The following is an 18,911-nucleotide window of genomic DNA, read 5'->3' as shown; positions in this document are numbered from 1 at the left end:
AGTCCATGGTAAGCCGAAAAAAGAAAAATAGCTGGAAACGCTGGATCAAGTGGATAGGCTTTAGCGCTGTCCTGGGGCTGCTTGCCCTATTTTCTTTTTACCTCTCCGTACGCTGGGAAATTTGGGAGCCTCTCCCCTCTTCTGAACAACTGGCTGACATAAAGCAGAGCCAAGCTACTGAGGTTTATGCCCGGGGAGGAGAACTCATTGGCAAATACTTTATTTTCGATCGCCAACCCGTCACTTTTGAAGAAATTCCCAAGCACCTTATTGAGGCTCTTATTGCTACAGAAGACGCACGCTTTTATGAACACAACGGAGTAGATCGTAGAAGTTTACTCAGGGTTATCTTCAAATCTATACTTATGGGCGATGAGTCGGCCGGTGGTGGCAGCACTCTCTCCCAGCAACTCATTAAAAATTTATACCCCAGAAAAGACCACGGCATATTCTCCATGCCTGTGAGTAAAATAAAGGAAGCTATTTGCGCTACACGATTAGAAAAGCTCTACTCCAAAGAAGAAATCATTACGCTATACCTCAATACCGTGCCTTTTGGCGACAATACTTATGGTGTTGAAAGCGCTGCCGAAAAGTTTTTCGGCAAACGAACAGAAGACCTCACCCTGGAAGAATCGGCAGTAATAGTAGGTATGCTCAAGGCCTCACATAGCTATAACCCCAGGCTTTTTCCGGAACGCTCGGTAAGCAGACGCAACACGGTATTGGCTCAAATGGAACGCTACGGTTACCTAATGAATGAGCAAAGACAAATTGCCAGTAAAAAACCACTCAAACTAAGCTATAAATCCTTCAGCCATGAAGACGGCCTTGCACCATACTTTAGAGCCAGCTTGCAGAAAAAACTGGAAAAATGGCTTAAAGAATACAACAAAGAGAACAATACCGATCTGAATCTTTTTACCAGTGGACTTAAAATATATACCACATTAGACTATAACCTGCAACAGATGGCCGAAGAGGCCTTGGCCGAACACCTGAGCAGTCTTCAGGATGAATTCGAAGATAGTTATGGAAGACGTGCCCCCTGGCTAATGAACAACACCATTATTCAGGACGCAGTACGAAAATCTGACTACTACAAGAAGTTGAAAGCTCAGAAACTCACCGAAAAACAAATTGAGGATTCGTTGAAACTTAAAAGGCCCATGGAACTTTGGGACTGGGACGGTAGCAGAGTGGTTCAGGCGAGTCATCTCGATAGCGTGAAGCACTACCTAAAGTTTTTGCAAGGCGGAGCTCTTTCTGTAGACCCCTTTACCGGAGCGGTTAGAACCTGGGTGGGAGGCATTAACTTTGAACACTTTCAATATGACCATGTGAGTATGGCCAAGAGGCAAGTTGGCTCTACTTTTAAACCCATAGTGTATGCTGCGGCTCTGGAGAAAGGGGCCAAACCCTGCGATTATTATTCCGGACAACAGGTTACATATGCCAACTACGATAACTGGACGGCCACCAACTCAGGAGGTGAATCTTACGACCTGAACTACGCAATGAAAACTGCTTTGAGCAAATCAATAAATACCGTGGCCGTGAAAGTAATGGAAGATGCCGGAATACCCGAAATCATCGATCTGGCCCATCGTATGGGCATAGAGTCCGACATACCCTATGTTCCTTCTATTGCCCTGGGCACAGCAGAAATGAACATGTTGGAGCTTGCCAAAGCCTATACCTCTTTCATTAATTTTGGTAAACCGGCTAAGCCTTATTTCATTCAGAAAATCGAAGACAACAAAGGCAAAGAGTTGGCACAGTTTAAACCGGAAGTGGCCGAGACTCCTGTCTTTTCCGAAGAAAATCGTCAGGCCATGATAGAAATGATGAAGGGCACCGTAGCTGAGGGCACCGCTCAGCGACTACGCTGGAAATACGGCCTATCGAATGATATAGCCGGGAAAACAGGCACTACGCAAGACAACAAAGACGGTTGGTTTGTGGCTCTTACTCCCAGGCTCATTACCATTACCTGGGTTGGCTCAGACGACCATCGCATTGGGTTTAGAACCACGGCCATGGGCCAGGGGGCTAACTCTGCCCTGCCCATATATGCGCTCTTTCAGCAGAAAATGAACCGCTCTACCGATCATCAGTCCATTGCCTATGCCAGGTTTTCTCCGCCCTCTACCCGCGTACTCAACCTCATGAACTGTGCTCCGGAGAAAGAAGCGGGTTTTCTGCGTAGAATTTTTGTGAACACAGACAAACCCAAAACTACCCGGCTGGAGATTGACAGCACGGCTGTAGAAACTCCCAAAAAAGAAGGGCTATTCAAGAAGATTGGCAACATCTTTAAAAAGAAGAATAAGAAAGACAATTAGTCTTTCATAATAAGAGGTTATCTCGTTTGCCCACTTGTTCTAGTTAGTCTAGTATTACTTCTTCCTCAATGAACTGAAACCCTAAAGAATCCAACTCATCCAGTATAGGTGCATAGAACTCTTTGGAAATAGGAACCTGAACCCCTCTCGACTCAATTTTGCCTTCAGAGAATAGGCGTATGGCGATGGCCAAAGGTAAACCTACGGTCTTAGACATGGCTGTTTCGCGAGCATTCTCTCCAGTAGCCACCATGGCCGACCGAATACGTTTGGTCACCCCCTCCTCTTCGTAATCGAACAAATGCCACATGACAATTTGATCTTTCTTATCAGGGCCAATGGTCCATTTTTTCTTGAGAATGTGTTCTAAAATTTGGGCAGGTGTACCCTTCATTAGGCCCACAGGCTCTTCATCGAACATGCCCAGCCACTGAAGTTTGTGCATTTCGGGCCCTTCCAGGTCTAACCCCAGGTAGTGCGCCAACTTAAGCTCTACAGAATCTTTAGGGTTAAAAGAAAGAAAAGAGTTTATGAACTGGCGGTGGGTCATACCCTCTACCCCTTCCATCAGGTAGCTGTCGTCAGTAGCCCCAAGCTGTACAAATACATCCCAAGCCTTGCAAAATCCAGGCCTCCTCAAAGTTCCCCGATAAAGCGTTTTAATGCCTCTTAGGTTGTACACGTCCAAATACATGAGGGAATCTCGGTTGGCATAGCCTTCAAAATAGCCATACCCCGGAATGTGAATCATTTCTATTCGCCTGAAAAGCTTGTGGTAAGGAATGAATTTATAACGTCCTTCCTGAATAAATTTTACGGTTCCCTGACCTGCCAACACCACATTTCTGGGGTTCCAGGTAAACCCGTACTGCCAGGGGTTATCATCGGTAGGGTCTGGTGCCAAAAGTCCGCCTGTAAACGATTCAAATGCCCTTAACTCCAAGCCTTTCTCTTCTCTAATGTGGTCAATTACCTTCATAGCCGACATATGGTCTATACCAGGATCCAATCCACACTCATTTAAAAACAATAGCCCTTTAGACCTGGCTTGGTCATCCATAGCCTTCATGTCGGGCGAAACGTAAGAGGCTGTAAACAGGTGTTTCTCTAATTGCAGACAATCTTCGGCTACCACCGGATGAAATTTGGCAGGAAGCATTGAAACCACAAAGTCATGCTCCTTTACCAAGCCTTTTCGCTCCTGATCGTTGGTAATGTCTAATGCCACAGCTTTTGCCCGCTCGTGGCCTCTGGCTTTGTCTTCGGCCAGTTGCAGTGCATAGTCGGCAATGGTCAACTGCCAATTGCGTTCTTTGGCATGATCCAGTAAGTAGCTTATCAAAGAATTGGAAGAGCGACCCGCTCCCAGTATCAAAATTTTCTCCATAGGTAGTTCACAAATACGTGTTCAGCGAATTAGGCAAAAATGAGGGCCAAGATCAAATTTGACAGTCACTTAGTTTGGCGATTACCGGGCAAGGCCAAATAGAAAACCATATAACACACTGTTTTTCAGTAGATTCTATAAAAAACAGTTAAAAAAGGCTTTATTGAGCGATTCTTTCGCAGACAGGAAGATCTTAAATTGCTACAGCGGGAGTGCGGCCGTTTGTTAACTATCCTCCAAAAGATTTGTATATTCATCGCCCTCTTTAAGAAAGCGTATGATAAAAAGAGAAATTACCAAAAACTCAAAACTCACCGTCTACTCCATAAATGATGCCGATCCGCAATTGGTTCAATTGCTGGAAGAGGCACAAACAGCAGCCCAAAGGGCCTATTGTCCCTACTCTAATTTTCAGGTGGGTGCGGCTCTCCGGCTTAGCAATGGCCAAATTGTGCAGGGCAACAATCAGGAAAATGCCGCCTACCCCAGTGGATTGTGTGCAGAAAGGGTAGCCTTCTTTGCTGCCAAAAGCTTACACCCTGAGGAAGAAATAGAAATGGTGGCCATAGTGGCTAAACCCAAAACTGCCAAAAGCTTTAAGCTAGCCACTCCCTGTGGTAGTTGCAGACAAGTGATGAGTGAATACGAGAACCAGCAAACAAAACCTATTCGTTTATTTTTGCTCAATGAGAAGAATGAGGTGTATGAATCTGAGTCTATCGACAATATTCTACCCTTTAAATTTTCAGACAAGCATCTAAAGGAATAATGGAAAAGAGAATTGGCTTTGAGTTCAATGCGCGCTATGAACTGCTAGGCACAGCGGGGCCACAGACAGATGAAGTATGGCTGGTTTGCCACGGCCACGGCCAGTTGGCGCGCTACTTCATTCGAAAGTTTAGCTCCATTGCAAATGAAAAAAGATTGATAGTTGCCCCGGAAGGACTCTTCCGTTACTATCTGCAGGGTTACAGCGGAAGAGTAGGTGCTACCTGGATGACCCGCGAAGACCGTGTAAGCGACATTACCAATTACATCAGTTATCTCTCAGCGGTTTACCGGGAGGTGATCATGCCATTGAATAAACCTCTAAAAATCACTTTTCTTGGCTTTTCTCAGGGAGCGGCAACCATATCGCGACTAGCCACTATGACTTCACTTCCTTTCGATAGGCTGGTGCTATGGGCAGGTATTTTCCCTCCTGATTTACCTCCTATCGAAAGTTCTGACAGACTCCGTAACAAAGAATGTTTACTGGTATACGGCTTGGCCGATGAATTTCTTTCGGATGAGAGAATGGCTGAGCAAAATGGAATTGCCCGCCAACTACGGGTAACTCCGGAGGTAATAACTTTTGATGGTCGTCATGAAATTAATGAGGAAGTGGTGCAGCAGATAGCCGCCCGCCCCTATCGCCAATAAGACCAGCGTCTGGCCATCCGCGTGGCCTCGGCTGTGGGCATTATCAATACGGGCCCTTCATAAATACCACCATTGGCTCCTATGTCTTCTACCCGTACAGAAACCACATTCTCACCCTTCTTCAGAACCCCTTTTGGAATGTCGTAAACCCTTAGTTTGGCGTAGCTACCCGAGCGACCAAGAGGCCTTCCATCGTTGGTTTCTCCTACCTTCACCCCATTAATGAATACTTCATCGAAATCGTCTATTTTACCACATACAAGGGTCATTTCATCGAGCTTACCATTGGCAGGAATGGTGAATTTTTTACGATACCAGGCAAAATCATTGAGATCGAATATTCCTATGGTTTTCCAATTGGAGGGCACCATAATATCTTGCCAGCGGGAGTCGTCAAAGTCTGGCCTGGCATATTCCTGCCTGTCGCCCACCTTAAGCTTCCAGAGGCCTTCCAGGTAATAACTGTCTTTAAATTCTTCATCGAGATAGAGAATCCCCACTTCACCACTATAAATACCTCCTTCGCCTCCCTGATCGAAGACCCTCACAGCAATGAGGTTTTCGCCCTGATAGTTAATGAGCTCAGGAGGAATAACATATTGTCTTTCTGCGTTCCATGCCGTATAATAGTTGGGGTAAAAACTTCCTGAAAAGCCAATTTTCACTCCATTTACATAAACCTCGTCTACATCATCTATATATCCCAACCTGAGCAGGTGTACCTTTTCGCGTTTTAACCCCTTGCCGTCAAATGTTTTTCGATACCAGGCAAAACCATCGTAGCCATTAAACCCCTCTCGCTCCCAGCGTTGAGGCACATATATTTCTTCCCAGTCTGAATCGTTGTATTGCGGAGAGGCCCACTCCTCCCTGTCTCCAATAGAGAATTTCCAATCGCCTCTAAGGTTCATTAACCGTCTGGCATGCTGACCAAATGCCAGGCTATGAACCCCTATTATCAATACTATTATCAGTGTTTTTCTCATCGGTTAACTTTCAATGAAAGCTGTCTCAAAAATCAACGATAGCAAGCCTGAGCTTGTTGGCTTGGGGCTTCGTTAAGTTCTGAAACAGCTTCTTCATTGGTTCTGTAGTTTTAGTTTTAGTGATGTTCGAGTTATTTGATCTTTGAGCTTATGGTACAATTTTACGCTGTAATTCCAAAGCCGGTGTCATTGGGTAGTAAACGAATGTCATAAGTTGTCATAAGCTAGGTTTTAGATATTGGTTTTTCTTTGATTTCAGACCCATATTTCTCTTTTCAGGTTTTGACTCATTCTAACCGTAGACCTCTAAAAGCACTGTGCTTCAATGGGTTATTCTCGGGCTTTTACGTTAATCCCTTTGTCAGCCATCTCCCCACTTCGCGCTTCCATCCTCAAGCCCTAAGCAACTTATAGCCTACACCATGCACCGTTAATATATGCCTTGGTTCGTTTGGGTTTTCTTCAATTCGCTGTCTCAACCTTAATATGAAGTTATCTACAGTTCGTGTGGTTGGCTGACTTTCATAACCCCATACTTTATTGAGTAGATCATACCGGCTCACTACTTCGTTGGTGTGTTCCATTAAATATTGGAGTATTTCAAACTCTTTGTGCGACATACGCACTTCTCCTTCGTGTGTCCGGGCTACAAACTGCCCAAAATCTACCGTAAGATTGCCAATGCTAACCTCTCCTTTCAAGTTTTTATCGGAGCTCCCCTGGCTGCGCCTGAGAATGGCCTTTACCCTGGCGATTAATTCCCTCAAACTGAAGGGCTTTGTGAGGTAATCATCTGCCCCAAGCTCTAGCCCCAGTACTTTGTCAATCTCTTCACTCTTAGCCGTCAGAAAAATTATTGGGGTGAGTACACCGGCCTTTCGCATGGCTTTACATACATCAAAGCCTGACATTTTGGGCATCATCACATCTAATATTATCAAGTCGTACTGGCTCGCTGTGGCCTTCTTTAAGCCTTCGGCTCCATCAATTGCCAACTCTACCTGATACGACTCAAACTCCAGATTGTCTTTCAGCCCTAATCTCATGGCCGGTTCATCTTCTACTATGAGTATTTTAGACATTTCTTTAGTTCTGTTTAACTGTTAATGCTTTTTGGCCAAAGGCAGGAGAATGCTAAAGGTACTTCCCTCTCCCGGCTGGCTATCAATTTTTATTCTTCCTTCATGATCATCGATGATGTGTTTTACGATAGAGAGCCCAAGGCCCGCTCCTTTGGTGTCGTGAACATCTCCCGTAGGAACCCGGTAAAACTTCTCGAACAGCTTATCCAGTTGGTTTTTGGCAATTCCCAGTCCATTGTCTTTTACCATAATACAGGCAAAGTCATCGGTTTTGGTAGTCCGCACTTCCAGTTGTTTTCTTTCTGGGCTATACTTCATACCGTTGTCTATAAGGTTAACCAATACCTCGGTAATGGCTTCTCTGTCGGCCATCACTTCAAGGGGTTTGGGATGTAGCTGCATGGTGTGCTCAAAACCATTGCTTTCTAAGTGGTAGGAGTAAGTACTCATTACATCTTCAACCACTGCTGAGACATCTAACCTACTTTTTTTGTACTCCCGTTTGTTGGCCTCAATTTTAGAGAAGCTCAGAATACGATTGAGCATATTGGTTAGGCGGCTCACTTCTTTGGTTATGATCTCGTAGTATTCTTTCTTCTTGGCTTCCTCTTTAACCCTGTCCAGCAGCAGGGTTTCGGCAAACATATTAATGAGAGCGAGCGGGGTTCGGATTTCATGCGAAACATTGGAAACAAAATCGGCTTTTTTCTGAGCCAGCTCCATTTCCTTTTGCACATTCCTAAACACCAGCCAAACGCCAATAATCATAACCATCATAAGCAAGCCCAGGGCTATGAGGTTTTGGTTTTTCCTACGGTTCACTGCTTGTTCTACCGTGCCACCTTCGCGGGCAATGCCTACTTCAAATCGTGGCAAAAGATCTAGCGGTTCGCTTTCAATATCGCCCACCAACTCACCGGAGGTAGAGTAAATCTGGGTACCATCCGATATTCGGTTGCAGGTAATGATAAAATCGCCCTGAGCCATTTCCTGAAACTTTGGTACCAATGCCTGTTCTATAAACCCAACGGCACTGAAAAAATAGATATTGATAAAGACTTTGTCTCCTGCTTTGGAGGCAAAGAACTGAAAATCGACTTCTTTTTTATTGTGCACCAAAAAGCTTTCAAAAGATTGCACCTTCTGAAAATTTCCTTCGTTGAGATAGCGCACCAGACGGTCTACAATGGGTCGGTGAGCCCAAACCAAGCTATCGGCTCTACTTCTAAATTCAGGAGTGAGCCAGTCAGGCTGCGGAGCGAGCAGAATCTCCTCCTCACCGGCCAATTCTTTGGAATACAAAGCAAAGAAGAATCTATAGTTGCCGAGCCTGTCTAAAACCTGATCGGGCTGTTGCTTCCACTCTCCCTTTTGTAAGGTTCCAAAAAACTCTTCGCTTTTGTCTTGTGCGGTTTGGTTTACTGAAAACAAAACCGACTCTAACTGCCTTCTGTAAATGGTGGTAAGCTCTCTTTCATCTACAGTAAGCGAGTTGAGCTGAAATACGCCATACGCTACCACCGGCAACACCAGTATAAGCAATATGGCCACAAGAGATTTTTTTGCCGAGCGCGTCAATGAGAAAGAATTTTAATCTCCTGAAATTAAGCATTCAAGAGCTGACTGATTAATTTTGTGACAATCTTTTACAAGGCAAGGTTTTTTAGACTGAATTACCTACCTTTGCAGCCCAAAACTTAATTTAATTCAAATGTTAAAAAACTACGAGACAGTATTCATTTTGAATCCCGTTTTGTCTGAAGATCAGATGAAGGATGCTGTCGGCCAATACGAACAACTCCTCAAAGAAGGTGGAGCTGAAGTAATCAACGTAGAAAAGTGGGGACTTAAGAAATTGGCTTACCCAATTCAACACAAGTCTACCGGTTTCTACAACCTGATGGAGTTCAAAGCCGACCCAAGTTTAATTGCCACTCTTGAAATCGAATTTAAAAGAGATGAGAGAGTAATGAGATTTCTGACCGTTGCCCTAGACAAGCACGCTGTTGAATACAACGAGAAAAGAAGATCTGGCGCATTTAAGAAAAACAAGAAAGAGGAGGTAGCAGCATGACACTTGTAAACGAACCAGTAAACAGAGAGCAGCAGAAAAAGAAGTACTGCCGCTTTAAGAAAAACGGTATCAAATACGTAGACTACAAGAATCCTGATTTCTTGTTGAGCTTCGTGAACGAGCAGGGCAAAATTCTTCCAAGAAGAATTACAGGTACCAGCTTAAAGTACCAGAAAAAAGTTACTCAGGCCGTGAAAAGAGCAAGACACCTTGCCTTGTTGCCATATGTAACTGATGGATTGAAATAATCACCTAAACTGTATAGACGTCATGGAAGTAATATTGAAAACAGATATTAAAGGTTTAGGGTACAAGAACGATACAGTAAGTGTAAAGCCCGGTTATGGTAGAAACTACCTTATTCCTCAGGGTTTTGCCATTATCGCTAATGAGTCTAACAAAAAACTCGTTGAAGAGAACATAAAACAAGCTGCTCACAAAGCAGAAAAAATTAAAGCTGACGCTGAAGCTATTGCTGCTGCAATTGGCGATGACACTTTAGAGATTAAAGCTAAAGTAGGTGAAAGCGGTAAGATTTTCGGAGCGGTTACTACTCTTCAGATCTCTGACGCCCTAAAAGCTAAAGGAATTGAAGTAGACAGAAAGAAAATCTCTTTCAAGAGCGAAGTAAAAATGGTTGGTGAATACGAAGTAGAAATCGACCTTCATAAAGAAGTTAAGAAAGACGTTAAATTCACTGTTGTAGCTGAATAAGTCTTTTTTCAATCACATTGAAACCCGGGCAGTAATGTTCGGGTTTTTTTATTTTAATTCCGGGCTACCTGTTAAATGGTGAAAATTAGGTTTCTATACTTTGACCCCATTTGTATCTTCGGCAATAACCAATGCAGGGTCTGTATGTATAGTGCCTCAGGTATAAATAGTCGAGTACACCTGCAGTATTTGAACAAGTAGACCCATTTTATTTTTTCGTAAACCCTACTCTAAATTATGTCTTCATCTTCTACCCTCAGTAAGCAAGTGCAGTTCATTCATGAGATTGACAAGCTCAAGTACGTTGAACGAATGACTTGCCTTTTTAACAGTAACCGCCACGAAAACGATGCAGAACACAGCTGGCACCTTTGTATGATGGCCCTGATATTGGCCCCTCATTCAGACCAGCCTTTGGATATGCTCAAGGTGCTAAAAATGTTGCTGATTCATGACATAGTAGAAATTGATGCCGGTGACACCTTTCTGTTCGATACGCAGAAGAGCCATGACAATATGGAAGAGGAGTTAAGAGCTGCTCATCGCATATTTGGCCTCTTACCTAAAGATCAGGCCGAAGAATTAATTGAGGTATGGAAGGAGTTTGAAGCGGCAGAAACCAACGAGGCCAAATTTGCCAAAGCCATAGACCGATTGGCTCCAATGATGCAAAATGCTTCGAACAAAGGAGGTACATGGGCGCAGCACAACGTGGCGTACGAAACAGTAATTGCCAAAAAACAAAGAATAAAAGAAGGTTCGGAAAGCCTCTGGCAATACGCTAAAGTATTGGTAGATAAGCACTACAAAAAGGCTTAAGGGCTATACACGGATCTTCTTTCGGTTTACCCGATTTACCCACCGAGCCAAATAAGAAACAGGATTAAATTGAACACCGGCTTCGCGCATCAGTTGCCTGTATTGAGAGGCCAGCACCAGGTGACCGGAGCGAAGGCATTGCCTGTACTCATAGTTAAGGCGTACGGCAAGTGCATCAAAGTCTTCCTTACTTTTACAAAGCTGAAAGGCTTTTTCGCACACTTTGAAAACAGAGTTCATTTGTTCGTTGAGATGATGAGCATAGCGCTGACTGGACATGCTATTGGCTAGTTTGCGTTTTTCGATTAACACCTTATCGACATACCTATACTGCCAGAAGCGACTGGAACGCACCCAAAAGTCAAAATCCTCATATGCCAGCGTTTCATCGTATCCACCCAGTCTATCGAATACTTCTCTCTTCACTACCATAGTCGGAGTACAAATAAAATATCTGCGCAGTACCCAATGAAACACCTCTCCACTGGGTATATAGGGCATAAGGTGTTTCCTCAAGAGCTCCTCGGTATGGTTGGCTATGAAATTTCCCTGGGCATCAATATAATTTCCATTGGAGAAAACCACTCCCAAATCGCTCTCTCCCTGCTCAAAGGCCTTTATGCTCTCTTCAATAAAGTCCGGCTTCATGCGATCATCGAGCGCAAAGTCAATTATGTACTGCCCGGTGCTCATGGCTAGTCCTTGGTTGAAGGTTTTGGTATAACCCCGGTTACTCGTATGAAATACAGTCTTAACCGAACGGCCTTCTATGGCGCGTTCAATATTCTCTACACTGTTATCCTTGCTGGCATCGTCTAGCACAATGATCTCCAAAGGAGCATAAGTTTGCTCAAAGAGCGAATGAAGTGCCTCCTGCACATAGGGTGCGTGGTTATAGGCTATACAAATTACTGAGACCAGCGGCTTCATCGGAACAAGAGTCTGCGGTTAAATATGATGAGGACAATAAAGAAACCCAAATAGCGCCATAAATAGCCGAGAGTCAGGGCTTCCAGCTCAAAATGATCGATAAGCAAGCCTACTGTACCCAAGTAAATAATGGCCGAAACAAACTGAGCTCCTATATACTTTACTGTTTCCACTCTGGCACTCAACACATAGGCCAGTAGATATGAGAGTATGGCAAAAAAGTCGCCTATTACCTGGTAGCGAACAAGGTAGGCTGCTCGTTCAAAACCCTGACTGAAAAACAACTTGAGAAAAAACTCCTTGTTGAGGTAATATACCCCCAGACACAACACCGTAACAAACGCAACAAAACCCATCACCTTGAGTACGTACGACTTCAGTGCTCCCGGCTCATGGATTAGAGAGGCCATTTTAGGATAATAAACCACTCCCACGGTGCCGGTAAACACCAGCAGATAGCTTGTAGACATTTTGGCTACAGACTGCCACAGACCTGTTCTGTCCAAACCATAGAGATCTATTACATAATCCCTAACTGCAAAGTCTAACAATCGGCCGAAAACAATGGCACTAATGGCCATGAGAACGAACTTCCATATGCGCTGAAACGATTGCTTATCAGGGCTCCCAAAACCCAGCTTAATGGATCTTCTTTTGGCCAGCAGATAGCCCAGTGCCACAAAAGCCATTAAGCCGTAACCAATGGCAAAACTAAGCAGTGCCATATCTATGGTACCAAACTTTACCCCTCCATAAACCACTGCTACCAGTAGTACAAGGCCCACAATATTGATAATGGCATACGTTTTTACCTTACGTAAGGCCAGAATAACCGAATTGAGGTAGCCCGACATAAGCATGAGAAACACTGACGGAACAAAGATGAGCAGAAACCGGGAGGGGCTCATTTCCTGCATAAACCGATCGAAAAAGTAATCCTGCTTCCAGAAGAAAAGCAACCCCAAAGTAATGGAGAAAAGAAGAGCGGTAACCCAAAAGCCCGTCTTAAAAACCCTTTTCCTCTCCTCTTCGGTCAGGGTCTCATCAGACCAGTACTTCATAATGCTTCGGTTCACCCCTTCGCTGGGCAAAAGAGTAAACAAAGACGTGAGGTTTTGAAAATGTGAGAGTAGTGTAATGCCTGAGGTGCCAAGCATTACCGCGAAAAGCTTATTGATAGTAAAGCCTCCCAAGGCTCTGAATACCACCGCGGTAAAAGACCAAGAAGAACTTTTCAGAAAATTAGATTTCAACCGCAATCTTTTGCTGCTAAGATAGTGTTTTCTGCCAACTCAAAGCCACTGAGGCTTTTGCTCCAAGGCTTTCTTTGAACCGAACAAGGGAAGCTTTTTCAATACCCCGAACATAGGACGACCCCAAATCGAGCATAGTAATTCCCTGTTGCCTGCACCAATCGTACAGCCCGTTTACGAGCCCAACCATAGGGCTCACAGAATGCAATTCCCTGTCGCTAGCCGGTAAAAAGTGATACAAAGCATCTTCCCTCACCCGTACAGCTACAGTAGCTGCCGCCAACCGATTTTTAAGACTGAGACCAAAAGCATGATAATGCCCTTTGCAGGCCTTGGCTTGTTCCAAAACCTGCTCCTTGCCTAAGCTCACCGGCTGATCTACCGTGTTGCGCCATTGTTCAATCTGCCGGAATACAGTGCTCAGAGCAGACGAGTCGTAGCTTTCAAACACGGGTTCCTCCCGCAAGAGCTTCCTGAATCTGCGTAGTTGCATGCCCGACATTTGACTGGTTAGAGGTCTTTCGTTGACCGAAATCACATGAAAATTACGACTGCTTATGAGCTGGTAGCCGCTGGCTGTAAGCACTCGCTCTACCAATGACTGATTGCCGTAGACTGCCGGAGGTTGGTGTAAAGTGACGGTCTTGTAGCCGGCAGACTTCAAGTGCTTTTCTACTTGTTGCAGCCAAGCCAGCACCTCCGAATGAGTGCAACTTGGAGCAATGTCTATACCTGAAAAAGGGGCATTCATGAGACTAATCGCTTCATGTTCTCCGGCTGTAAAGCTTACCCGACAACACAAGCCCCCCAGGCTTAGCCCATAGAAACAAAGTGGCTCCTGGCCCGAGCTTACTTTACCGTAAGCCGGCAGGCCATACAGCAATTGTTCCGGCTCATTGGCCATGCTCTTATCAGGCAATTCACGGCTCAGTTCAATCATTTAAAGTCAGCTTTTTGCCTAATGTAATCTTCTTCTGAAAACTCGTCTGAAGCTAGCCCCAGCAATATGGCTTTTTCTTTAAACAGCATCTTCCCCCACCACATGGGAGGAATGTACAGCCCCTGATCGGGCGAGCTGAGCGTGCAGGTAAACAGCTCTCCGGCCGTATCTTCCAACACCACTTCTACCAGCCCCTGAATGCACACAATCACCTGTTCTCCTGTTTTGTGAGCATGCCCTCCCCTCACCTGTTGCTCGGGTACTCCTGTGAGCCAATACACTCTTTTTACCTCAAAAGGTACGTCTTTGAGCTCCTCCAGAAAATTGAGCCGTCCTCTTTGGTCCATTCGGGTACTAAACTCATAGCATTCAGGTTTTTTGCGCATGGTCAATCTTACAAAAATTATTTGGTGTAGCCGCAAGCCCAATTTGATTGAACCCACTGGTAATTCCAAAATACAGCCCTTAGTTATTCCTCTCCAGAGGGCACGGGGAAACACTGTTGCCACAAAGTTTTTCCGTATTTTCGCAGGCTATGGTGTATTTACTCATCACTATTCTTGCCAATGTGGCCATTTTTATGGCCTTCAGGTCATACAGTAAATTCAATGTCAATACCCTACCGGCCATTGTGGTTAACTATGGGGTATGCGTAGTAACTGGGGTTTCCTTCGTAGGGGCTAATAGTCTAAAGACGCATGTTGAACCCTCAGCTCCCTGGTTTCCTTTTGCCCTGGCATTGGGTATTGTTTTCATTTCCTCTTTCTTTCTTATGGCCTACACCACACAGAAAAGAGGGGTATCGGTAGCTACGGTGGCCAGCAAAATGAGCCTTGCCTTTCCCGTAATACTCAGTTTGTTTGTTTTTAAATATGCTGTCAACGAATTAGACTCATGGAACTACCTGGGCATAGCCCTTACTTTTGTTTCCATTGCACTGGTAAGCCGGAAGAAGCGTGATAGTTCAATGCAGCCCATTACGCTCAAGTACTTGTTGTTGCCCATGAGTATTTTTGTGTTGGGCGGACTTATAGACAGCTCTATCAATTATGCCAACCACAACTACATAGAAGAAGCGGTTGAGCCTATATTTCCAATCTTCATTTTCGGGTCGGCCTTCGTTTCAGGCAGTTTGTTCTGCCTTGTTAAACGCGTAAAATTCGGATGGAAAGAATTGGTAGGTGGCATTTGCCTGGGTATTCCCAATTACTTCTCTATCTTCTTTAAACTCAAAGGACTAAGCGCATTTAATAACAATGGAGCCATTGTTTATCCTATTCTCAACATTGGCATAATCATAGTTTCTACACTCCTGGCCATTGTAATCTTCAAAGAGAGACTTTCCAGAATCAATTATATCGGGGTAGGACTGGCATTAGTGGTCATATTCCTTTTGAGCTATCAGGAGATTTTGAAAGCTTTGTAGCATGCAGGATAGCTTTCTAACCATAGGCCAACCAGCCGAAGGATTATACAAGGAAAAAGGCAGCAAATTCATAGGCCTGGCTTTTCCGGTAAAAACAGAAGATGAGGTAAAAGAAAGACTGGAAGAAACTCGCAAAACCTATTATGATGCCCGCCACCATTGCTATGCCTATATTCTGGGTCATGAAGGGACGCAGTTTAGGGCAAATGATGATGGAGAGCCCAATCATTCGGCCGGAGATCCAATACTTGGACAAATACGGTCGAAAGAACTCACCAACACGCTGGTTATTGTAGTTCGCTATTTTGGAGGTACTAAATTGGGGGTGAGCGGACTTATCAATGCCTATAAAACAGCTGCCGCTCTGGCTCTTGATAACACCAGCATTGAAGAAAAACTCATTACCCAAACCATAAAGCTTCAGTTTCCATATGAAGAAATGAACGAGGCCATGAAACTGGTTAATGACTTTGAAATGCAGATTACCCGACAGGAGTTTGAAATGGAATGCAGTCTTGAGGCCGAACTCATTGTGAGTAAAGTAGAAGAGTTTGAAAACAAGGTTATACTTTTACAAAATCTTAGCCACGCCATTCAGTACAAGATACCATGAAACTGCATTCCTATAGCTTTCCAATAGAAACTAAACGTCTTTATTTTCGGCCACTTTCTCATGAAGATGTTCCCGCATGGACCACCTTTTTTATAAACAACCCTAACCTTCACTTTGTAGGAGTTACCGACCAAAAGGCTCCTGAGCTGCAGTCGGAAATATGGATTGACCGGCAAATGAAACGCTATGATGAAACCGGCATAGGTATTTTGGCTGCCTGCGACAAGCAATCTCATCGTTTGGTAGGCAATGCCGGCATCATTTGGCGCGATGATATTTTAGGGAAGCCTGAGTTTGAAATTGGCTACTCGGTGATTCCGGAACTTTGGGGGCAAGGGCTGGCCTCTGAAATGGCCATTGCGCTCAAGCAATATTTTATCCACCAGCAAATTTCCAATCGCGTTGTCTCCATTATTCACATAGACAATGTGGGCTCTCAACAGGTAGCTCAAAAAAATGGAATGAGCCGAGGCCCTCAATTCGAGTTCCTTAGCTCACCCTGCTATCTATATCAATGTGAAGTATAGCTACTCATTCATTTCGTAGCGAACTGGCCGGATTGGCCAACGCAGCTCTTCTGGCCTGATTAACCACCACCACTATGGCGAAGAATAACGCCAGAGCTCCTGTAAGCACAAAAATCCACCAGTCAAGAGTTGTTCTAATGGTGTAACGCTGCAAATAATTATGTAGCAACCAGTAGGCAAAAGGAGCTGAAATCACAAAAGAGAGGAGCACGAGCTTGGCAAAATCTTTAGACATGAGCCCCACCAGGCTAGTGACCGAGGCTCCAAGAACCTTGCGAATACCAATTTCTTTTATGCGCTGTTCGGCCATGTAACTGGCTAAGCCAAACAAGCCCAGGCCGGTTATAAAAATGGTGAGTACAGCAAAGATGGTAGATAGCTTTCTGGTTAGATTAATTGTAGTGTACTTGCGTTGAAAAGCCTCATCTACAAACTGATATTCGAACGGATAAGCAGGGTTATATTGCTCAAAAACCTCCTGCACACCCGCCAAAGTAGACTGCATATTATCTGTTGGCCTCAACCTTAGGGTTACCGATCCACCCCAATTGTCAATAATCATAAACATAGGCCGAACTTCTTCATAAGGAGAGCCCATAAGTATATTATCGATCACACCTACCAGATTACGCTTATCGCCCCAAAGATCTAGTGAAGTACCAATGGGGTCTCCTTCCAGGCCCATCAAGTCCAGGGCTGCTTTATTGATGATAATGGCCGAAGAATCGCTGGAAAACTCTTTGCTGAAGTCTCTGCCATAGAGCATTTTGGCTCCCATTGTTTCCGCATAATCATATCCCCTCACCACAGTTACAAACATTACTTTTTCCGACTCCGGTTTTCCCGGCCACCCCAAAAAGTTGTTGGAGTTGATATCCGTAATGCGACTGTTAGACCTTGTCATATTCACAATGAGGTTTTTTCGTATCAGTTCATTCTTTATTACCTCATAGTTTTTGGTAATGTCATCGGTCAGCGATACGGTAATAAGGCCTTCCTGACTATAGCCAATGTCGCGGCTTTTGGCCAGGTCTATCTGTTTTAGAATAACAATAGTGCCTACTATTAGTATGATGGCAACACCAAACTGAAGCATGACCAGTATTTTGCGTGGCAAATTGGCATTCTTACCCACCGCTACTTTGCCTTTAAGTGTTTTAATGGGGTTAAATGAAGAAAGATATAGTGAAGGATAACTTCCGGAAATAATACCAGTGAGCAAAATGATGGTGAGCGAGAACAGCCAGAATTCTGACGACTGAAAGTCTATAGAAAGCCGTTTATCAACCAGATTGTTATAGGCCGGTAAAGAGGCCAACACCAGCAAAATGGCGAACAGGTAAGATATAACCGATATGATCAACGACTCACCATAAAACTGCATAATGAGTTGCCCCCTCTTGCTGCCCAGACTCTTTCTGATGCCTACCTCTCGTGCTCTTCTTTCAGAACGGGCTGTAGCCAGGTTCATAAAGTTGATACAGGCAATTAGCAATATGAACATGGCGATTACAGAAAACAGAGTAACATACTCTTGTTGCCCACCGGCTTCCACTCCATTTTCAAAATTACTATGCAGCCTCCAGCGGCTCATCGGGTGCAGGAAGAACTCCCGCGGCACATCGTCCTGCCCTTTTTCAGTAAGAATACCACTTATAGCCTCCTCCACTTCTTTCTCGTCACCTTCTCCGGCAAGTTCTACATACACCTGAAAAGAATAGTTGCCCCAGTTGTCCGTATTGTCCCTCACCCATTGTTGTATAGACTCGCGGTGTTTCCAGGGAATAAGGTAATGAAACTGAAAAGATGAGTTTTGGGGTACGTCTTTAATAATACCCGTTACCTGAAGAGTGCTAGAATCATCGACCTTCACAAACTGACCAATCGGATTTTCTCCTTCCTGAAAAAGAGTTGATGCCAATGTTTCTGAAATCACAATGGAAGAAGGATCGTCCAGTACCAGGCTTCTATCTCCTTCTACCATTGGAAACTCGAACATATCGAGAAACTCGTTGCTCACAAAGTAGCCACGAATATTAATGCGCTTATCCCCATTGGTTATCAATCGGTTACCTCCCCATCCGGCTACTGCCGAGTTGACTATTTTGGCATGGGCCGATTTCATTTCCATGTATGTGGGCAGAGGCACTGAATTCCAGGAAGAAACTCCTCCGGCAATTGAGGCATTGACCCACACCTGGTGAAGCCTGTCTACTTTTGGAATGAACTTATCGAACGAAGTTTCTTCTTTTACCCACAACAGAATAAGCATACTGCAAGCAATACCTACAGAAAGCCCGGAGATATTGATTACCGAATAGAGCGAGTTTTTCTTAAGGTTGCGCAGCGCAACCACTATAAAGTTTTTGAGCATTTGACCTGAGCGTTATGGT

The 18,911-nt window shown here is 44.4% G+C and carries 19 protein-coding genes; 10 read left to right on the top strand and 9 right to left on the bottom strand.

Features of this window, described 5'->3' with window-relative positions; translation table 11 throughout:
* Positions 1-5 precede the first annotated feature (5 nt).
* Positions 6-2,345, top strand: coding sequence for a penicillin-binding protein 1A (locus IE164_RS07975; RefSeq protein ID WP_189629685.1), 2,340 nt, complete (start codon positions 6-8; stop codon positions 2,343-2,345).
* 43 nt (positions 2,346-2,388) lie between these two features.
* On the opposite strand, the gene IE164_RS07970 is transcribed toward IE164_RS07975, so the two are convergent.
* Positions 2,389-3,732 carry a saccharopine dehydrogenase family protein gene (locus tag IE164_RS07970; protein ID WP_189629684.1) on the bottom strand — a complete coding sequence of 448 codons (1,344 nt, stop codon included), beginning with the start codon at positions 3,730-3,732 and terminating at the stop codon, positions 2,389-2,391.
* 277 nt (positions 3,733-4,009) lie between these two features.
* On the opposite strand from IE164_RS07970, the gene cdd reads away from it, so the two are divergent.
* On the top strand, positions 4,010-4,501 hold the full coding sequence (cdd, locus tag IE164_RS07965; RefSeq protein ID WP_189629683.1) for a cytidine deaminase: 492 nt from the start codon (positions 4,010-4,012) through the stop codon (positions 4,499-4,501).
* Positions 4,501-5,154 (top strand): alpha/beta hydrolase, encoded by a 654-nt coding sequence (locus IE164_RS07960; RefSeq protein WP_189629682.1) that lies wholly within the window; start codon positions 4,501-4,503, stop codon positions 5,152-5,154. The genes cdd and IE164_RS07960 overlap by 1 nt, the downstream gene beginning before the upstream one ends.
* On the opposite strand, the gene IE164_RS07955 is transcribed toward IE164_RS07960, so the two are convergent.
* From IE164_RS07955 to IE164_RS07945, 3 genes are all read right to left on the bottom strand, one after another.
* Positions 5,142-6,140, bottom strand: a complete 999-nt coding sequence (locus IE164_RS07955; protein ID WP_189629681.1) for a beta galactosidase jelly roll domain-containing protein — start codon at positions 6,138-6,140, stop codon at positions 5,142-5,144. The genes IE164_RS07960 and IE164_RS07955 overlap by 13 nt on opposite strands.
* A gap of 392 nt (positions 6,141-6,532) precedes the next feature.
* Complete coding sequence (locus tag IE164_RS07950; protein WP_189629680.1) at positions 6,533-7,222, bottom strand: response regulator transcription factor; 690 nt, start codon at positions 7,220-7,222, stop codon at positions 6,533-6,535.
* A gap of 21 nt (positions 7,223-7,243) precedes the next feature.
* Positions 7,244-8,773 (bottom strand): sensor histidine kinase, encoded by a 1,530-nt coding sequence (locus tag IE164_RS07945; protein ID WP_229838582.1) that lies wholly within the window; start codon positions 8,771-8,773, stop codon positions 7,244-7,246.
* 160 nt (positions 8,774-8,933) lie between these two features.
* On the opposite strand from IE164_RS07945, the gene rpsF reads away from it, so the two are divergent.
* The 4 genes from rpsF (at position 8,934) to IE164_RS07925 (ending at position 10,829) form a co-directional block, all read left to right on the top strand.
* The gene (rpsF, locus tag IE164_RS07940) at positions 8,934-9,296 is read left to right on the top strand and encodes a 30S ribosomal protein S6 (RefSeq protein WP_189629678.1); all 363 of its coding nucleotides are present in this window, start codon (positions 8,934-8,936) and stop codon (positions 9,294-9,296) included.
* Positions 9,293-9,544 carry a 30S ribosomal protein S18 gene (gene rpsR, locus IE164_RS07935; protein WP_189629677.1) on the top strand — a complete coding sequence of 84 codons (252 nt, stop codon included), beginning with the start codon at positions 9,293-9,295 and terminating at the stop codon, positions 9,542-9,544. The genes rpsF and rpsR overlap by 4 nt, the downstream gene beginning before the upstream one ends.
* A 22-nt stretch (positions 9,545-9,566) precedes the next feature.
* Entirely contained in the window at positions 9,567-10,010 is a 444-nt protein-coding gene (rplI, locus tag IE164_RS07930) for a 50S ribosomal protein L9 (protein WP_189629676.1), read from the top strand.
* A 237-nt stretch (positions 10,011-10,247) separates the two neighbouring features.
* Positions 10,248-10,829 carry an HD domain-containing protein gene (locus IE164_RS07925; RefSeq protein WP_189629675.1) on the top strand — a complete coding sequence of 194 codons (582 nt, stop codon included), beginning with the start codon at positions 10,248-10,250 and terminating at the stop codon, positions 10,827-10,829.
* Positions 10,830-10,832: 3 nt separating this feature from the next.
* Here the strand turns inward: IE164_RS07925 and IE164_RS07920 are convergent, their stop codons facing one another.
* From IE164_RS07920 to IE164_RS07905, 4 genes are read right to left on the bottom strand one after another with little or no spacing between them, the layout of a single operon-like run.
* The gene (locus IE164_RS07920) at positions 10,833-11,759 is read right to left on the bottom strand and encodes a glycosyltransferase family 2 protein (protein ID WP_189629674.1); all 927 of its coding nucleotides are present in this window, start codon (positions 11,757-11,759) and stop codon (positions 10,833-10,835) included.
* Positions 11,756-13,012 carry an MATE family efflux transporter gene (locus IE164_RS07915; RefSeq protein ID WP_189629673.1) on the bottom strand — a complete coding sequence of 419 codons (1,257 nt, stop codon included), beginning with the start codon at positions 13,010-13,012 and terminating at the stop codon, positions 11,756-11,758. The genes IE164_RS07920 and IE164_RS07915 overlap by 4 nt, the downstream gene beginning before the upstream one ends.
* Positions 13,013-13,028: 16 nt before the next feature.
* On the bottom strand, positions 13,029-13,952 hold the full coding sequence (locus IE164_RS07910; RefSeq protein ID WP_189629672.1) for a GNAT family N-acetyltransferase: 924 nt from the start codon (positions 13,950-13,952) through the stop codon (positions 13,029-13,031).
* Positions 13,949-14,338, bottom strand: a complete 390-nt coding sequence (locus IE164_RS07905) for a sugar 3,4-ketoisomerase (RefSeq protein ID WP_189629671.1) — start codon at positions 14,336-14,338, stop codon at positions 13,949-13,951. The genes IE164_RS07910 and IE164_RS07905 overlap by 4 nt, the downstream gene beginning before the upstream one ends.
* Positions 14,339-14,454: 116 nt before the next feature.
* On the opposite strand from IE164_RS07905, the gene IE164_RS07900 reads away from it, so the two are divergent.
* The 3 genes from IE164_RS07900 to IE164_RS07890 are packed head-to-tail and all read left to right on the top strand — an operon-like array spanning position 14,455 to position 16,518.
* Positions 14,455-15,378, top strand: a complete 924-nt coding sequence (locus IE164_RS07900; RefSeq protein WP_229838581.1) for a hypothetical protein — start codon at positions 14,455-14,457, stop codon at positions 15,376-15,378.
* A 1-nt stretch (position 15,379) separates the two neighbouring features.
* Positions 15,380-15,991 carry an IMPACT family protein gene (locus tag IE164_RS07895; protein ID WP_189629670.1) on the top strand — a complete coding sequence of 204 codons (612 nt, stop codon included), beginning with the start codon at positions 15,380-15,382 and terminating at the stop codon, positions 15,989-15,991.
* The gene (locus IE164_RS07890; protein ID WP_189629669.1) at positions 15,988-16,518 is read left to right on the top strand and encodes a GNAT family N-acetyltransferase; all 531 of its coding nucleotides are present in this window, start codon (positions 15,988-15,990) and stop codon (positions 16,516-16,518) included. Before IE164_RS07895 ends, IE164_RS07890 begins: the two co-directional genes overlap by 4 nt.
* 4 nt (positions 16,519-16,522) lie before the next feature.
* On the opposite strand, the gene IE164_RS07885 is transcribed toward IE164_RS07890, so the two are convergent.
* Positions 16,523-18,892: an ABC transporter permease gene (locus IE164_RS07885; RefSeq protein ID WP_189629668.1), complete on the bottom strand. Its 2,370-nt coding sequence runs from the start codon at positions 18,890-18,892 to the stop codon at positions 16,523-16,525.
* Between the last annotated feature and the right edge of the window lie 19 nt (positions 18,893-18,911).

The sequence above is a fragment of the Roseivirga thermotolerans genome (assembly GCF_014653175.1).
GTDB lineage: Bacteria > Bacteroidota > Bacteroidia > Cytophagales > Cyclobacteriaceae > Roseivirga > Roseivirga thermotolerans.
This window is presented reverse-complemented; position numbering and strand designations above follow the sequence as displayed.

Excerpts from the sequence above, each read along its gene's own strand:
- IE164_RS07975 (WP_189629685.1), top strand. The coding sequence starts at position 6 with ATGGTAAGCCGAAAAAAGAAAAATAGCTGGAAACGCTGGATCAAGTGG.
- IE164_RS07970 (WP_189629684.1), bottom strand. The coding sequence starts at position 3,732 with ATGGAGAAAATTTTGATACTGGGAGCGGGTCGCTCTTCCAATTCTTTG.
- cdd (WP_189629683.1), top strand. The coding sequence starts at position 4,010 with ATGATAAAAAGAGAAATTACCAAAAACTCAAAACTCACCGTCTACTCC.
- IE164_RS07960 (WP_189629682.1), top strand. The coding sequence starts at position 4,501 with ATGGAAAAGAGAATTGGCTTTGAGTTCAATGCGCGCTATGAACTGCTA.
- IE164_RS07955 (WP_189629681.1), bottom strand. The coding sequence starts at position 6,140 with ATGAGAAAAACACTGATAATAGTATTGATAATAGGGGTTCATAGCCTG.
- IE164_RS07950 (WP_189629680.1), bottom strand. The coding sequence starts at position 7,222 with ATGTCTAAAATACTCATAGTAGAAGATGAACCGGCCATGAGATTAGGG.
- rpsF (WP_189629678.1), top strand. The coding sequence starts at position 8,934 with ATGTTAAAAAACTACGAGACAGTATTCATTTTGAATCCCGTTTTGTCT.
- rpsR (WP_189629677.1), top strand. The coding sequence starts at position 9,293 with ATGACACTTGTAAACGAACCAGTAAACAGAGAGCAGCAGAAAAAGAAG.
- rplI (WP_189629676.1), top strand. The coding sequence starts at position 9,567 with ATGGAAGTAATATTGAAAACAGATATTAAAGGTTTAGGGTACAAGAAC.
- IE164_RS07925 (WP_189629675.1), top strand. The coding sequence starts at position 10,248 with ATGTCTTCATCTTCTACCCTCAGTAAGCAAGTGCAGTTCATTCATGAG.
- IE164_RS07920 (WP_189629674.1), bottom strand. The coding sequence starts at position 11,759 with ATGAAGCCGCTGGTCTCAGTAATTTGTATAGCCTATAACCACGCACCC.
- IE164_RS07910 (WP_189629672.1), bottom strand. The coding sequence starts at position 13,952 with ATGATTGAACTGAGCCGTGAATTGCCTGATAAGAGCATGGCCAATGAG.
- IE164_RS07905 (WP_189629671.1), bottom strand. The coding sequence starts at position 14,338 with ATGCGCAAAAAACCTGAATGCTATGAGTTTAGTACCCGAATGGACCAA.
- IE164_RS07895 (WP_189629670.1), top strand. The coding sequence starts at position 15,380 with ATGCAGGATAGCTTTCTAACCATAGGCCAACCAGCCGAAGGATTATAC.
- IE164_RS07890 (WP_189629669.1), top strand. The coding sequence starts at position 15,988 with ATGAAACTGCATTCCTATAGCTTTCCAATAGAAACTAAACGTCTTTAT.
- IE164_RS07885 (WP_189629668.1), bottom strand. The coding sequence starts at position 18,892 with ATGCTCAAAAACTTTATAGTGGTTGCGCTGCGCAACCTTAAGAAAAAC.